Origin of the sequence: Bradyrhizobium betae, from assembly GCF_008932115.1 — a bacterium.
Lineage (GTDB): Bacteria > Pseudomonadota > Alphaproteobacteria > Rhizobiales > Xanthobacteraceae > Bradyrhizobium > Bradyrhizobium betae.
This window is the reverse complement of record NZ_CP044543.1, coordinates 974,576-989,641: the sequence shown is the minus strand read 5'-3', so window position 1 is coordinate 989,641 and position 15,066 is coordinate 974,576. Positions and strand designations below refer to the sequence as shown.

The 15,066-nt window shown below is 65.0% G+C and carries 10 protein-coding genes; 6 read left to right on the top strand and 4 right to left on the bottom strand.

Translation table 11 applies throughout. The features are described from left to right. The first annotated feature begins 94 nt into the window (after positions 1–94). Genes F8237_RS04920 through F8237_RS04910 form a run of 3 tightly spaced genes read left to right on the top strand, consistent with a single transcriptional unit; the run spans position 95 to position 5,740 of the window. Positions 95–877: an ImuA family protein gene (locus F8237_RS04920; RefSeq protein WP_151642664.1), complete on the top strand. Its 783-nt coding sequence runs from the start codon at positions 95–97 to the stop codon at positions 875–877. Beyond that, positions 780–2,366: a Y-family DNA polymerase gene (locus tag F8237_RS04915; protein ID WP_162005876.1), complete on the top strand. Its 1,587-nt coding sequence runs from the start codon at positions 780–782 to the stop codon at positions 2,364–2,366. Before F8237_RS04920 ends, F8237_RS04915 begins: the two co-directional genes overlap by 98 nt. Beyond that, the gene (locus F8237_RS04910) at positions 2,363–5,740 is read left to right on the top strand and encodes an error-prone DNA polymerase (protein WP_151642663.1); all 3,378 of its coding nucleotides are present in this window, start codon (positions 2,363–2,365) and stop codon (positions 5,738–5,740) included. The genes F8237_RS04915 and F8237_RS04910 overlap by 4 nt, the downstream gene beginning before the upstream one ends. A gap of 182 nt (positions 5,741–5,922) precedes the next feature. Here the strand turns inward: F8237_RS04910 and F8237_RS04905 are convergent, their stop codons facing one another. Together F8237_RS04905 and F8237_RS04900 are read right to left on the bottom strand one after the other, a co-directional pair. Beyond that, positions 5,923–6,693: an SDR family NAD(P)-dependent oxidoreductase gene (locus F8237_RS04905; RefSeq protein ID WP_151642662.1), complete on the bottom strand. Its 771-nt coding sequence runs from the start codon at positions 6,691–6,693 to the stop codon at positions 5,923–5,925. Positions 6,694–6,933: 240 nt separating this feature from the next. Then, positions 6,934–7,221 (bottom strand): hypothetical protein, encoded by a 288-nt coding sequence (locus tag F8237_RS04900; protein ID WP_008136644.1) that lies wholly within the window; start codon positions 7,219–7,221, stop codon positions 6,934–6,936. A gap of 56 nt (positions 7,222–7,277) precedes the next feature. Between F8237_RS04900 and F8237_RS04895 the strand changes: the two genes are divergently transcribed. The 3 genes from F8237_RS04895 to F8237_RS04885 all read left to right on the top strand — a co-directional run bounded on the left by F8237_RS04895 (position 7,278) and on the right by F8237_RS04885 (position 13,213). Next, positions 7,278–8,678 (top strand): CoA transferase, encoded by a 1,401-nt coding sequence (locus tag F8237_RS04895; RefSeq protein ID WP_151642661.1) that lies wholly within the window; start codon positions 7,278–7,280, stop codon positions 8,676–8,678. Positions 8,679–8,823: 145 nt separating this feature from the next. Continuing rightward, the gene (locus tag F8237_RS04890) at positions 8,824–10,068 is read left to right on the top strand and encodes an efflux RND transporter periplasmic adaptor subunit (RefSeq protein WP_151642660.1); all 1,245 of its coding nucleotides are present in this window, start codon (positions 8,824–8,826) and stop codon (positions 10,066–10,068) included. A 28-nt stretch (positions 10,069–10,096) separates the two neighbouring features. Next, complete coding sequence (locus tag F8237_RS04885) at positions 10,097–13,213, top strand: efflux RND transporter permease subunit (protein ID WP_151642659.1); 3,117 nt, start codon at positions 10,097–10,099, stop codon at positions 13,211–13,213. A gap of 10 nt (positions 13,214–13,223) precedes the next feature. Here F8237_RS04885 and F8237_RS04880 read toward each other — a convergent pair whose 3' ends face one another. Together F8237_RS04880 and F8237_RS04875 are read right to left on the bottom strand one after the other, a co-directional pair. Then, a complete protein-coding gene (locus F8237_RS04880; protein ID WP_151642658.1) occupies positions 13,224–13,850 on the bottom strand; it encodes a LysE family translocator in 627 nt (208 codons plus the stop codon). Positions 13,851–14,049: 199 nt separating this feature from the next. Beyond that, complete coding sequence (locus tag F8237_RS04875) at positions 14,050–15,012, bottom strand: amidohydrolase family protein (protein WP_151642657.1); 963 nt, start codon at positions 15,010–15,012, stop codon at positions 14,050–14,052. Between the last annotated feature and the right edge of the window lie 54 nt (positions 15,013–15,066).

Genomic DNA, 15,066 nt, shown 5'->3' with positions numbered 1-15,066 from the left:
TTAGCTTTATATTAGAACATATCATGAACAAATGAGCCAGCCGCAGGTTCTTATTTTTGAGAGCCTCGGCAATCACCCTGAAGGAGCGGCGTGCATGAGCGGCGCACGAACAAGCGCGCTTGCGACCTTGCGCGGCCAGATCGAGCGCATCGAGGCGGCGGAGGTCGCCCATCAGCGCGATCACGTCGCGCTTGGCCATCGCGAGGTCGACAGCGCGCTGAAGGGCGGGCTCGCGCGCGCGGTGATCCACGAGGTGTTTTGCGAGGGGCGGCAGGGGACGGCCGCGACGGGGTTCGTCATGGGCCTCGCAGGCCGCGTCTCGGCGCAGCGGCCGCTGCTGTGGGTGCGGCAGGATTTTTCGGAACTGGAAACCGGTGCGCTGTCGATGAGCGGGCTTGCCGAACTCGGCCTCGATCCGCGCCGCGTGGTGATGGTGCGCGCCGCCGATGTCGAGAGCGCGCTGCGCAGCTCGGCCGATGCGCTCGCCTGCGATGCGCTCGGCGCCGTCGTACTCGAGCTCTGGGGTGAGACGCGGCAGTTTGATCTGGTGGCGAGCCGCAAGCTGACGCTGGCCGCGCAATCGTCAGGTGTCACCGGCCTGATGCTGCGGATGGCGGCGCAGCCGCTGCCCTCGACCGCCGAGACGCGGTGGATGCTGCGCGCGGCGCATTCGCCGCCGGGCGCGATGTGGAGTGCATGGGGCGCGCCGCGCTTCGATGCCGAGCTGTTGCGCAATCGTCATGGCCCGTGCGGCCGGTGGATCATGGAATGGAAATGTGATGAGTGCCAGTTCAGTGAACCGTCGGCGCATCCTCAGCCTGTGGCTGCCGCGTCTGCCCATCGACCGGATCCAGCGGTTCAACGGCGCGCTGGTTAAGGACCAAGAGCCATGCATCGTCGTCATCAAGGACAACAATGCGCTGGTGCTCCATGCGCTGGACGACGCTGCGTCGCGTTTGGGGCTGTATATCGGCCAGCCGTTCGCCAATGCGCGGGCGATGTGCCCGGACTTGAAAGTGTTCGACGCCGATGCGGTAGCTGACGCAAAGACGCTCAGCGACATCGCCGACTGGTGCGACCGCTTCACCCCACTGGTGGCGCTCGATCCGCCGCACGGCTTGTTTTTGGACATCACCGGCTGCGCGCATCTGTTCGGCGGCGAGGCTGCATTGTTGCAGACTCTGGTCCGTGCGCTTGCCCGGCAAGGCTTTGCGGTCAGCGCGGCCGTTGCCGGGACCTCGGTCTGTGCGCGCACGCTGACGCGGCAGACGTCCGGGACCATCGTTGCCGATGGCGGGGAAGCGGCGGCGATCGACCGGTTTCCAGTGTCCGCGCTCGGCGCCGGCGAGGCCATCACCACAGGCCTGCGCCGCGCCGGGCTGAAGACCATCGGCGATGTCGCCGCGCGCGCGCCGGGCGAGATCACGGCGCGGTTCGGCGCGCGGTTCTCGACGCTGCTCGCGCATGCGCTGGGGCAGGGCGATGCGCCGATCAATCCGCGCAAGCCGCTGCCCGATTACATCGTGGAGAAGCGCTTTGCCGAGCCGATCGCGACCGACACCATGATCGCGATGACGCTGTCGCGCCTGGCCGACACATTGATCGCGTCCATGGAGAAGCAGGGCAAAGGTGCGCGGCGATTGGAGGCCGCCTTCTTCCGCACCGACGGCGCGGTGCGCGCGATCATGGTCGAGACCGGGCGGCCGGTGACGCGAAGCGCGGTCATCGACCGCTTGTTCCGTGAACGCCTCGACGCGCTCGCCGATCCCCTCGATCCCGGCTTCGGCTTCGACATGGTGCGGCTGTCGGCGAGCCGTACCGAGATCGTGGTGCAGGAGCAGCGCGATCTCGACGCCCATGTTCACGACAATGACGAGCTCGCCGCGCTGATCGACCGCATCGCCGCGCGCATCGGCGGAAAACGTGTCGTCGTGCACCTGCCGCAAGATACGCATATCCCCGAATGTGCGGTGCTGGCCGCGCCGGCGCAGCACCATCTCGCCGTCGCCATGCAGGCCGAATGGCCGGCGCGCGCCGAGAGCGAGCCGCCGCTGCGTCCCTTGCGGCTGTTCGACAGACCGGAGCCGATCAATGTGCCGTTCGCGACCGTGCCCGATGGGCCGCCGCATCAGTTCACCTGGCGCCGCGCGCTACATGCGGTGGTGCGGGTGGAAGGACCCGAGCGCATCGCCATGGAATGGTGGCGGCAGGACGGCAGGCAGCTGACGCGGGATTATTTCCGCATCGAGGATGCTGAAGGCCTGCGCTTCTGGATTTTCCGCGATGGCCTTTACGAAGGGGAGGTGTTCGACGGCGATGGCAAGCCCGCTTCTCCCGGCTGGTATGTCCACGGTCTCTTCGCATGAGCACGCCCGCTTATGCCGAGATCGGCATCACCACGAATTTCTCCTTTCTGCGCGGCGGCTCGGATCCGCGCGCCTATGTGCATCAGGCGAGCAAGCTTGAGATCCCCGTCATCGGCATCGCCGATCACAACACGCTTGCCGGCGTCGTGCGGGCCTGGAAGGAACTCGACAATGCCGAGGTGCTGAACAAGCCGAAGCTGCTGATCGGCGCGCGCATCGTCTTCGTAGACGGCACGCCCGACATCTTTGTCTATCCGCGCGACCGCGCGGCCTATGGCCGGCTCTGCCAGCTCCTCACAAGGGGCAAGCGCGGCGACGACATCACGCGGATCGAGAAGGGCGAGTGCCATCTCACCTTCGCCGATCTCCTGGCGTTTTCCGAAGGCCAGCTCCTGGTCCTGACGCTGCCGCATCGCTTCGATGCGGCGCAGGCGCTGGATGTTCTTGCAAAGCTGAAAGCAAGCCGCGCCGATGGCGTATGGCTGGCGGCCAGCCTGATCTATCGCGGCGACGACCGCCGCCGTCTGGCGCGGCTCGATGATCTCGCGGTGGCAGCCAAGGTGCCGCTGCTCGCGACCAACGAGGTGCTCTATCACGATGCCGGCCGCCGTCCGCTTCAGGATGTACTGACCTGTATCCGGGAGAAGACCACGATCGAGGCGGTCGGGCGGAAGCTGGAAGCCAATGCCGAGCGCTTCCTGAAGACGCCCCGCGAAATGTCGCGGCTGTTCCGTGACTTTCCCCAGGCGATCGCGGAGACCATGCGCTTTGCCGACCGCATCGACTTTTCGCTCGACCAGCTCAAATATCAGTATCCCGACGAGCCGGTGCCGCCGGGCAAGACCGCGCAGGGGCATCTGGAGGATTTGACCTGGGCGGGCGTCGACACCTACTTTGGCGGTATCGAAAATATTGACGCAAAGCTGCGCGCGACCCTGAAGAAAGAGCTCGCGCTGATCGCCGAGCTCAAATACGCGCACTATTTCCTCACCGTGCACGACATCGTCCACTACGCGCGCAGCCAGAACATCCTGTGCCAGGGGCGCGGATCGGCGGCGAATTCGGCCGTCTGCTACGTGCTCGGCGTCACCTCGGTCGACCCGACCAAGGTCGACCTCCTGTTCGAGCGCTTCATCTCCAAGGAGCGGCTGGAGCCGCCTGACATCGACGTCGATTTCGAGCATTCGCGGCGCGAGGAGGTGATGCAATATGTCTATCGCCGCTATGGTCGCCACCGCGCCGCGATCATCGCCACCGTGATCCATTACCGTCCGCGCAGCGCCATCCGCGACGTCGGCAAGGCGCTGGGCCTGACCGAGGACGTCACCGCCGCGCTCGCCGACACGGTGTGGGGAAGCTGGGGCCGTGGCCTCAACGACATGCAGGTCAGGCAGGCCGGGCTCGATCCGCAAAATCCGATGATCAACCTGGCGGTCGAGCTTGCGACCGAGCTGATCGAATTCCCGCGCCATCTCTCCCAGCATGTCGGCGGCTATGTGCTGACGCAGGACCGGCTCGACACCTATGTGCCGATCGGTAACGCCGCGATGGACGACCGCACCTTCATCGAATGGGACAAGGACGACGTCGACGCGCTCAACATGATGAAGGTCGACGTGCTCGCGCTCGGCATGCTGACCTGCATCAGGAAGTGCTTTGATCTGATCGATCAGCACAAGGGCAAGCGTTTGGAGCTGGCAACGGTGGAGCAGGACGATGCCAAGGTCTATGACATGCTATGCCAGGGTGAATCCCTCGGCGTGTTCCAGGTCGAGAGCCGCGCCCAGATGAACATGCTGCCGCGACTGAAGCCGCGGACCTTCTACGATCTCGTCATCGAGGTCGCGATCGTGCGCCCTGGGCCGATCCAGGGCGACATGGTGCACCCTTACTTGCGGCGGCGGAAAATGAAGCCGGAGGACATCGAGTATCCTTACCCCAAGGGCGGCAAAAAGAACGAGCTGCGAGAGGTCCTGCACAAGACGCTCGGCGTGCCCTTGTTTCAGGAGCAGGCCATGCGGATTGCGATCGTGGCCGCGGAGTTTACCTCGGAAGAGGCCAACGGATTGCGGCGCGCGATGGCAACATTCCGCAACGTCGGGACCATTGGCAATTTCGAAGAGAAAATGATCGGCAACATGATCAGGCGAGGGTACGATCCCCAGTTCGCCAGAAATTGCTTCGACCAGATCAAGGGGTTTGGCTCCTACGGTTTCCCCGAAAGCCACGCGGCCAGCTTTGCCCAGCTCGTCTACATCTCCTCCTGGCTGAAATATCACCACCCCGATGCGTTCTGCTGCGGGCTCCTCAATTCGCAGCCGATGGGCTTTTACGCCCCGGCGCAGATCGTCAGCGACGCCCGCAAGAACGGCGTCGAGGTGCGCGACATCGACGTATCCCATAGCTTTGCGCAGAACACGCTGGAGGAAGGGAGCGACGAATATTGCGCCGTGCGCCTCGGCTTCCGCCAGATCGACGGCTTCCACTGGCTCGATCAGGATGAGGAGAGGCTCAGGAAGGAGCAGGCAAGGCGGCAAGGCAAGGACTATGTCAACCAGGAGGACTGGGCCGACCGCATTATCGCCGCGCGCAATCGCCGTCCCTTCACCTCGCTCGAGGATTTTGCCCGCGACACCGGCCTGCCCAAGCGTGCGTTGATCCTGCTGGCGGATGCCGACGCGTTCCGCTCGCTCGGGCTCGACCGCCGCGAGGCGTTGTGGCAGGTGCGGCGGCTGCCGGACGATGTGCCGCTGCCGTTGTTCGAGGCGGCGACCGCCCGCGAGCAGCCCGACGAGCACGCGCAGCCGTTGCCGCTGATGCCGCGTGCCGAGCAGGTGGTCGCGGACTACCAGACCATCCGGCTGTCGCTGAAGGGCCATCCGATGGAGTTCTTGCGCGAGATGTTTTCGCGCGAGCGGGTGGTGGCGTGCAGGGAAATCAGCCACGAGAACGAACGGCGGCGCGTCCGCTGCGCCGGCGTGGTGCTGGTCCGGCAGCGGCCGGGCAGCGCCAGCGGCGTCGTGTTCATGACGCTCGAGGACGAAACCGGCATCGCCAATGTCGTGGTGTGGCCCAAGATCATGGAGCAGTACCGCAAGGAGGTGATGGGCGCGCGCCTCATCCTGGTCGAGGGCTACATCCAGAGCAGCCCCGAAAAGGTGACGCATCTCATCGCCCAGCGCATGATCGACCGCTCGCACGACCTGGTCGGCCTCACCAACGATGCGCTCAGCCGCGAGCACCCAGTGCCGGCCGGCGCTACCGTGGTCGAGCCGCTCAATGACGACCGCCGCGACCACGCAGACATGCCAGCGCAAAAAGTCCGCCACCCCCGCAACGTCCGCATCCTGCCGCCGTCGCGGGATTTCCATTGAGGGTTGTCGCTCACAACAGTGCTCTCAAACCGTCACCCTGAAGTGGCCGCTTCTTCAGCGGCCCTCGAAGGGCGACGGCCCGGCTGCATCGGGGCCGCTCATCCTTCGAGGCTCGGCACGCGATGCGTTGCATCGCATGCCTCGCGCCTCAGGATGACGGAATTGGCAAGGACCGCCAGCTCCTAGAAATTCACCCGGTTCGAGATCGCCCCGTCCACGACGAGATTCGATCCCGTGGTGAACCCCGACACCGGGCTCGCCAGAAACACCGCCGCGCTCGCGATCTCCTGCGGCGTCGCCATGCGGCCGGTGGGGTTGCGCTTCATGGCATCATTGTAACGCTCGGGCATGTTCTGCTCGATCATGTTCCAGACGCCGCCCTTGAAATAGACGGTGCCGGGCGACACGACATTCACGCGGATCTTCTTCTTGGCGTATTGCCGCGCCAGTCCCTTGGCCATGTGGATCAGCGCCGCCTTGATCGGGCCGTAGGAGCTGGCGAGATCGGCCTGCGCCGCCGAGATCGAGGAGATGATGACGAAGGCCGCATCGCCGCTCTTCTCGCCGCTGGCTTCGAGGAACGGACGCGCGGCATCGAACGCATGCACGGCGCCGAGCAGATCCAGCCGGAAATTCTGCTCCCAGGATGCCGCATCGTGGCCTTGCGCCATCGCGCCGGCGTTGGAGAACAGCATGTCGATGCCGCCGAGCTCGTTTGCCGCGCCTTCGATCCACGATTTCAGCGCAGCACCATCGGTGACGTCGACCGGGCCGCCGGTCGCGCGGATTCCGCCGGCCTTCAATTCGGCAACAGTAGCCGCGACCTGATTCGCATTGCGCGCGCACACCGCCACATTGGTGCCTTCACCGGCCAGCGTCGCCGCAATCGCCCGCCCGATGCCGCGCGTGCCGCCGAGCACGATGGCGTTCTTTCCTTTGAGACCGAGATCCATTGCTTGGTTTTCCTTTTTGTTGATCGACGCACTCTAGTCGCGAATGCGTCGTCGTCGCAAATTTTGCTCTATCACCGTCATCCTGAGGTGCCGGAGCGTAGCGGAGGCCTCGAAGGACAACGGCCCGGCTGCCACCTCGGCCGTGCATCCTTCGAGGCTCAGCTTGCGATGCGTTGCATCGCAAGCTGAGCACCTCAGGATGACGGGGCTGGCAATGAAGGACTCGAAATAATTCCACCCTCACTCCGGCGCCGCCCCCACCGGCGGGCCGCCGGGCGGGCGGTGCAGGAAGGTCAGCGAGGCGTAGGCGCCGGCCCAGGAGCCGATCGCCGCGAAGGCGACGTAGAAGGCGTTTTCGGTATAGCTGATCACGGCGTAGGACGAGAGCAGATACCACACCGCGCTCCAGTTCGCCGCCGGCACGCGCTTGCGCGCGATCACCGCCGAGGTGAACATGACATAGACCGCGTCTGTGGCCGCCGTTGCGATGAACACGGCGCCTGCGGTGAGGGGATCGATCGCGGCCATTGCATTCCTTTCTGCGGTCATGACATGGTCGCGAAAAGTAGAGGGAGAGGAGCGGCATGCAAAGTCCCGCCGACATTCTCAGCGATATCTGGACCTCCGCGGGCGGCGAGCCGGCTGCACTTGCGCGTGTCCGGCTGACCGGCGAAGAGCCGCAAATCCCGTCCTCGTTTCGCGTCGCCGTTGCCGGACAGACCACGATCGCTGCCGCAGGCCTCGCCGCCGCCGAGATCTGGCGGCAGCGCAGCGGACAGACACAGGATGTCTCCGTCGACATGCGCCACGCCGTCGCCGAATGCCGCTCCGAGCGCTATCTGCGTCTCGACGACAAGCCGCCGCCGCCGGCCTGGGACGCCATCGCCGGCGTCTACAAGACCGGCGACAACCGCTTCGTTCGCTGCCACACCAACTTCCCGCATCACCGTGATGCCGTCTGCAATGTGCTCGGTTGCGAACCCGAGCGCGAGAAGGTGCAGGCTGCGCTGATGCAATGGAAGGGCGAGGATTTCGAAACCGCGGCTTACGCTGCCGGCGGCGTCGTTGCCCTGATGCGCTCCTACGACGAATGGTCCGCGCAGCCGCAGGCGCGCGCGCTCGCCGAGCTGCCGCTGATCTCGATCGAGAAGATCGGCGAAGCTCCGCCAAAGCCCTGGCCGAAAGGCGGTCGTCCGCTCGCAGGCCTGCGCGTGCTCGATCTCTCCCGCGTCATCGCGGGCCCCGTCGCCGGCCGTACGCTCGCCGCACACGGTGCGGATGTGCTGCTCGTCTCAGGCCCGGATTTGCCTGCCATTCCCTGGCTCACGATCGACACCGGTCGTGGCAAGCTCACCACCTTCGTTGAACTCAAGAGCGAGGCGGGCAGGGCGCAGCTACGCGCGCTGTTGAAGGACGCCGACATCTTCTCGCAAGGCTATCGCCCGCGCGCGCTCGCCGCCCTAGGCTTCGCGCCGGAGGAGGCGGCAAGCATCAATCCCGGCATCGTCTACGTCACGTTGTCGGCCTATGGCCATGCCGGTCCCTGGGCCGAACGGCGCGGCTTCGATTCGCTGGTGCAGACCACGACGGGCTTCAACGATGCGGAAGGGAAGGCTGCCGGCATCGACGGTCCCAAGGAATTGCCCGCGCAGATGCTCGACCACGCCACCGGCTATCTGATGGCGTTCGGCGCGATGATGGCCAGGGCGCGCCAGGCCCGCGAAGGTGGCAGCTGGCACGTGCGCGTGTCGCTGGCGCAGACCGGGCGCTGGCTGTGGAATCTCGGCCGGCTCGACGGCGGCTTGAACACCCCCGATCTCACGGGCGAGGCCGTACATGCTGCGTTCATCGAGCCCATGCCATCAGGCTTCGGCATGCTGAAAGCGGTGCGTCATTCGGCGCTGCTGTCGGCCACGCCGGCGCGATGGAGCCGTCCGGCGATGCCGCTCGGCAGTCATCCGGCGCAGTGGCCGGCGCGAAGCTGACGTGAAGCTGACGTGTCGCAAAATTTTAACGCAAACCGAAAGGTGGCAGGCGTTTTTTAGGTTGTTTGAAATCGCAATTCGGCACTATTAGCGCGACCGATAAGGCAGGCGTCTGCCAAGATCGTCGCAGACACGACCGGGCCCCATGGTAGTTGAAAATACCAAGCGATTGCAGGTGCTTACGAAACGACGGGTGATTTCATCCGTAGTTTTACTAACTCTTGCCGGTGCCGGGGCCTACGGCTTCCTCTACGCGGGGGCCAAGGACAAGAAGCCTTCCGAGATCTCCAGCCAGTCGCGCAGGAATGCGCAGAACTTCACGCCCACGCCGTCCGAATGGGCGACGCTGACGATCGAACCGGTCAAGGCCAGGACCTTCCGGGCCGAGTATGTCACCGAGGGCAAGGTGGCAGTCGACGAGGACCGATCGACGCCGGTGTTCTCGCCGTACGCAGGCCGGGTCACCAAGCTGCTTGCCAAGCCGGGCGAGATGCTGAAGCAGGGTCAACCGCTGTTCACGATCGAGGCCGCCGACACCGTGCAGGCCCAGAACGATTTCATCGCCGCGATGACCTCGCAGAACAAGGCGAAGTCCGCGGTCGATCTCGCCGACATCCAGTTCAAGCGCGCCAAGGACCTCTATGAAGGCCACGCCATTCCGCTGAAGGACTATCAGCAGGCGGAAGCGACCCAGGTTCAGGCGCAGAATGACGTGCGCTCCTCGGGGACGGCGCTGGAGGCTGCGCGCAACAAGCTGCGCATCCTCGGCTTCACCGACGAGACCATCAAGGCGTTTCAGGACAAGGGCGCGATCAATCCGGAGGTCACGATCTACGCGCCGATCTCCGGCACGGTCGTGCAGCGCAAGATCGGCCCCGGCCAGTACGTCAATTCCGGCGCCAGCGATCCGGTCTTCGTGATCGGCGACCTCTCCACGGTCTGGCTTACCGCCTTCGTGCGCGAGAGCGATGCGGCCGCGGTGTGCATCGGGCAGGACATCACCGTCAACGTGATGGCGCTGCCGGGCCGTCCGCTGACGGCTAAAATCAACTACGTGGCCACGGCGATAGACCCCGCCACGCGCCGCCTCCTGGTGCGCGCCACCATGGACAACAAGGACGGCGTGCTGAAGCCGGAAATGTTCGCCAACGTCACGATCTACTCCGCCGGCGACCGGGCTGCGCCCGCGGTGCCGAAGCAGGCGCTGATCTACGAGGGCGACCAGGTTCGGATTTGGGTCGCGCGCGAGGATAAGTCGGTCGAGCTGCGCCAGATCAAGATCGGCCTCATCAACGGCAATCTCGTCGAAGTCACCAGCAACTTGAAGCCCGGCGAACAGATCGTCACCAAGGGCAGCCTGTTCATCGACCGCGCGGCGTCCGGTAGCTGATCGACGACCCAAGAAACTGAAGACCTGAATGGATCGTCTCATCGCCCTTGCCGTCAACCGGCGCTTCCTGATGGTGGGCATGTTCGTCGCCGTGCTCATCGGCGGCCTGATTGCCTTCAACCAGCTCAACATCGAGGCCTATCCCGATCCGACCCCGCCGATGGTCGATATCGTGACGCAGAGCCCGGGCCTCTCGGCCGAAGAGATCGAGCGCTACATCACGATCCCGATCGAGACCCAGGTCGCGGGTCTGAAGAACATCACGACCATCCGCACCATCTCGCTCTATGGTCTGTCCGACGTCAAAATCCAGTTCTCCTTCGCCTACACCTATGACGAGGCGTTGCAGCAGGTCTTGAACCGCCTGGCGCAGCTCGCACCGCTGCCCGGCAACGTGCAGCCGCAGATTTCGCCGCTCAGCCCGATCGGCGAAATCTTCCGCTATCGCCTGGTCGGTCCGCCGAACTACAGCGTGCTCGACCTCAAGACCATCCAGGACTGGATCCTGCAGCGCCGCTTCCGCGCCGTGCCCGGCGTGATCGACGTCACCGGCTGGGGCGGCAAGAGCAAGACCTACGAGATCCAGGTCGATTTCAACAAGCTCGTCGCCAACGGCCTGACCCTGCCACAACTGCTCCAGGCGGTCGGCAATGCGAACGTCAATGTCGGCGGCAACACCGTCAATATCGGCCAGCAATCGGCCGTGGTGCGCGGCGTCGGCCTGATCCGTTCCATCGACGATATCGCGAATACGATGGTGTCGCAGACAGGCGGCAATCCGGTGCTGGTGAAGGACGTCGCCACCGTCACCGTCGGCCAGAAGCCCCGTCTCGGCATTGCCGGCCTCGACGAGTCCGACGACATCGTGCAGGGCATCGTCCTGATGCGCCGCGGCGAGCAGAGCTCGCCGACCATCAAGCGCGTCCACCAGCTCGTCCAAACCATCAACGAGTCCAGCATCCTGCCGCCCGGCGTGCGCATCGAGCGCATCTACGACCGCGGCGACCTGATCGAGCTTACCACCCACACCGTGCTGCACAACATGGTGGTCGGCATCCTGCTGATCGTGCTGCTGCAGTGGATATTCCTCGGCGATCTCCGCAGCGCGCTGATCGTCGGCGCCACCATTCCGTTCGCGCTGTTCTTCGCCGTGATCATCCTGGTCTTGCGCGGCGAGTCGGCAAACCTGCTGTCGGTCGGCGCCATCGATTTCGGCCTGATCGTCGACGCCACCGTCATCATGGTGGAGGCGATCTTCCGGCGCCTGACGCAGACGACACCGATGTCGGAAGCCGAGCACATGTCGCACGAGACGCTGTTCGGCATGAAGAGCCATGCCATCCTCAGCGCCGCGGCCGACGTGTCGCGCTCGATCTTCTTTGCCGCGGCGATCATCATCGCGGCGTTCCTGCCGCTGTTTACGCTGTCCGGCGTCGAGGGCAACATCTTTGGACCGATGGCGCGCACCTATGCCTACGCGCTCGCCGGCGGCCTGCTCGCGACGTTCACGGTGACGCCGGCACTGTCCGCGATCATCCTGCCCGCGCATGTCCATGAGACCGAGACCAGGGTGATGCTGGTCCTGCACCGGATCTACATGCCGGTGCTGAATTGGGCCGTCGCCAACCGCGGCATCATGCTCGGCGCCGCGGCCGGCCTCGTGCTGATGACCGTGGCTCTCATCCGGCTGCTCGGTCTTGAGTTCCTGCCGAAGCTGGAGGAGGGCAACCTCTGGATCCGTGCGACGCTACCGCCGACCATCTCGCTCCAGGAGGGCAACTCCTACGTCAACGAGATGCGCAAGGTGATCCGTGCCCGGCCCGAGGTCGAGTCCGTGGTGTCGCAGCACGGCCGCCCCGACGACGGCACCGATGCCGCCGGCTTCTTCAACGCCGAGTTCTTTGCCCCCTTGAAACCCGTCAGCCAATGGCCCGGTACCCGCGACAAGGAAGAGCTGACGGCACAGCTGCTCAAGCAGCTCGACGACCGCTTCCCGGGCGTCGAGTTCAACTTCTCACAATATTTGCAGGACAACGTCTCCGAAGCCGTCTCCGGCGTGAAGGGCGAGAACTCGATCAAGCTGTTCGGCAGCGATCTCCAGGCGCTCACGGATACCGCCAATAAGATCAAGTCGGTGCTGGCCACCGTCCAGGGCGTGACGGATCTGGCGGTGTTCACCTCGCTCGGCCAGCCAACCGTCCAGATCGACATCGACCGCGCCAAGGCCGCGCGCTATGGGCTCGCGCCCGGCGACATCAACGCGACCATCAAGGTCGCGATCGGCGGCGATACCGCGGGCGATCTCTACGAGCCGGGAAGCGACCGTCATTTCCCGATCATCGTGCGCCTCGCGCCGGAGTACCGTCGCAGCGCCGAGGCGATCCAGAATCTGCGGATCGGTGCGCCCGGGCCGAACGGCACCGTCACGCAGATCCCGCTGAGCGAGGTCGCCACCATCAGCCTCGTGTCGGGCGCGGCCTACATCTATCGCGAGCAGCAGGAGCGCTATCTGCCGATCAAGTTCTCGGTGCGCGAGCGCGACCTCGGCAGCGCGATCCGCGAGGCGCAGCAAAAGATCGCCGACCAGGTGCAATTGCCGCCCGGCGCGCACATGGACTGGGTCGGTGAGTTCGGCAATCTCCAGGACGCGATCCGGCGGCTGTCGATCGTGGTGCCGATCTCGCTGGCGCTGATCGGCGTCCTGCTCTGGTTCAATTTCGGCTCGATGGTCGACACGCTGCTGGCGATGAGCGTGATCCCGATGGCGATCTTCGGCGGCGTGCTCGGGCTGTTGATCACCGGCACCGCGTTCAGCGTCTCGGCCGCGATCGGCTTCATCGCGCTGTTCGGCATCGCCGTGATGGACGGCATCATCATCCTGTCGCAGTTCAACCAGCTCATCGAAGAGGGCATGGACCGCATGAGTGCGGTGATACGCACCGGCGAGTTGCAGCTCCGGCCCGTGCTAATGACCTGCGTCGTTGCGGGTATCGGCCTGTTGCCCGCGGCGCTGTCGGAGGGCATCGGTTCGCAGGTGCAGAAGCCGCTCGCGGTCGTGGTCGTCACCGGCATGATGCTGGCGCCGGTCGTGATCCTGGTGACCTTGCCGGTCCTGATCTCCTTCTTCTCCCGCCGCGCGCGCTGACCGCGGCCCGTCACAGCATCCGCTGTGCGATCCGCACCAGCATGGTGGTGCCGAGCCCGAGCAGCATCAGGCTGGCGAACCGGCGGCTCAACGACAGCATCCGCGGCGTCAGCCGTGATCGCGCGGCTGCCACCGTCGTGCTGAGCATCGTCCACCACACCGCAGAGCCGACGAACACGCCCGCGATCAGCGGCGTCGCTGCGGATTGCGTCGAGAACGCGTTCAGCGCGGCCAAAAACAGGATGACCGTGAGCGGATTGGTGAACCCGAGCGCGATGGCGCTGAGATAGGCGCGCGCCAGACGCACCCGGTCGAATTCGCCCGTCTCGCAAAGCGTGACGGAACCGCGATGCGTCCGGACCGCAAACCACAGCAGAATGAGCGCGGAGACGATGCCGAAGCCGACGGCATTGGCCTCGACCCAAGGCCGTGCGAGCGCGCCGAGACCCAGCACCGCCAAGGCGCTGTAGGCAAGGTGTACGGTCGCCGCGCCGAAGCCGGTGGCGAGGCCTGTCGCCATGCCCGACGCCAACGTGCGCTGAATGCACAGCATGCCCATTGGCCCGATCGGTGCCGCGACGGTGAAGCCAATTCCAATGCCGGAGAAAAGCGCGGCAAGATATTGCGACAAAGACATGCATTCGCACGCACAAATGAAATCTGTGCGTGCGTAGCGATGAAATGGAATCCTTGCCTCAACCGAAGGGGTGAAAGGCTAAAGGAAACTCAAACACGTTCGTGTGAGTCAAACGTCGTTGTGCTCTCGCGACAACAGTTCCATGGCGCGTGTTGGAATTACATCGCGCGCCGTTGAACCTAATGGTGCGTGCCGCGACTCAGAACCCGTAGAGTCGCGCCGGATTATCGACCAGGATCTTCTTGCGCACATCCGCATCTGGTGCCCACACCGGAAGCTGATTCAGCAGGCGGCCGTCGTCGATCTGGTAGAGCGGCGCGATGTCGGTGGCCTTGCGCCCCTCGACCCGGCTCGAGTCCGGATGCGGCCAGTCGGTTCCCCAGACGATGCGATCAGGATTCGCCGCGATCAGCGCGCGCGCATAGGGAACCATGTCCTGGTAATCGGGCGCGAGCTTCGACGAGCGATAGGCGCCGGAGATCTTCACATAGGCCTTGCCGGACTTCACCAGCGCGACGAGATCGGAGAAGCCCGGTTGCTCCAGGCCTTGCGATGCTTCGAGACCACCGAAATGGTCGAATACGACGGGGACCGGCGCGCTCTCGACGAGGTCCTTGATCGCCGAGATCATCGGCAGCGTGGTGTAGAGCTGCACGTGCCAGCCGCGCGCCTTCATACGTTCGACTGCGGCGGTGAAGCGAGGCCGGCCGACGGTGGGATCGTTGACGCCGCCGGTCGCGAGATTGAGGCGGATGCCGCGGAAACCTTCCTGCTGCATCGTGTCGAGCTGGGCCTCGGTCGTCTTGTCGTCGATCACCGCGACTCCGCGCGCGGTCGCGCCGCGGGCCTTCATGCCGAACAGGGTGGAGGAATTGTCGGTGCCGTAGACGCTCGGCGTGACGATCACGACGCGCTCGATATGCAGCGCCTTGTGCAGCGCGGCCATCTCCTCCGGCGAGGCCGGCTCCGGCGTATAGACGCGTCCCGCAAAGAACGGAAACTTTTCGACATCCCCATGGATGTGCGTGTGGCAGTCGCAGGCATGCGCCGGGACGTCGAAATTCAGCGGCGTCGCGGGCTGCGACGCGCGGGCGTGGGCTTTGCTGGTCATGGTGACTCCGGCGGCAAGTGAGGCAAGCAGGACGCTGCGTCGATTGAGCATGGTTTCTCCCCGGTTCTGTATTGTTGTTGCGTGTCTGACAATACCACACAGGGC

What these genes read in the sequence shown, in the direction of transcription:
- F8237_RS04920 (WP_151642664.1), top strand. Translation starts at nt 95, where the DNA reads ATGAGCGGCGCACGAACAAGCGCGCTTGCGACCTTGCGCGGCCAGATC.
- F8237_RS04915 (WP_162005876.1), top strand. Translation starts at nt 780, where the DNA reads ATGAGTGCCAGTTCAGTGAACCGTCGGCGCATCCTCAGCCTGTGGCTG.
- F8237_RS04910 (WP_151642663.1), top strand. Translation starts at nt 2,363, where the DNA reads ATGAGCACGCCCGCTTATGCCGAGATCGGCATCACCACGAATTTCTCC.
- F8237_RS04905 (WP_151642662.1), bottom strand. Translation starts at nt 6,693, where the DNA reads ATGGATCTCGGTCTCAAAGGAAAGAACGCCATCGTGCTCGGCGGCACG.
- F8237_RS04900 (WP_008136644.1), bottom strand. Translation starts at nt 7,221, where the DNA reads ATGGCCGCGATCGATCCCCTCACCGCAGGCGCCGTGTTCATCGCAACG.
- F8237_RS04895 (WP_151642661.1), top strand. Translation starts at nt 7,278, where the DNA reads ATGCAAAGTCCCGCCGACATTCTCAGCGATATCTGGACCTCCGCGGGC.
- F8237_RS04890 (WP_151642660.1), top strand. Translation starts at nt 8,824, where the DNA reads ATGGTAGTTGAAAATACCAAGCGATTGCAGGTGCTTACGAAACGACGG.
- F8237_RS04885 (WP_151642659.1), top strand. Translation starts at nt 10,097, where the DNA reads ATGGATCGTCTCATCGCCCTTGCCGTCAACCGGCGCTTCCTGATGGTG.
- F8237_RS04880 (WP_151642658.1), bottom strand. Translation starts at nt 13,850, where the DNA reads ATGTCTTTGTCGCAATATCTTGCCGCGCTTTTCTCCGGCATTGGAATT.
- F8237_RS04875 (WP_151642657.1), bottom strand. Translation starts at nt 15,012, where the DNA reads ATGCTCAATCGACGCAGCGTCCTGCTTGCCTCACTTGCCGCCGGAGTC.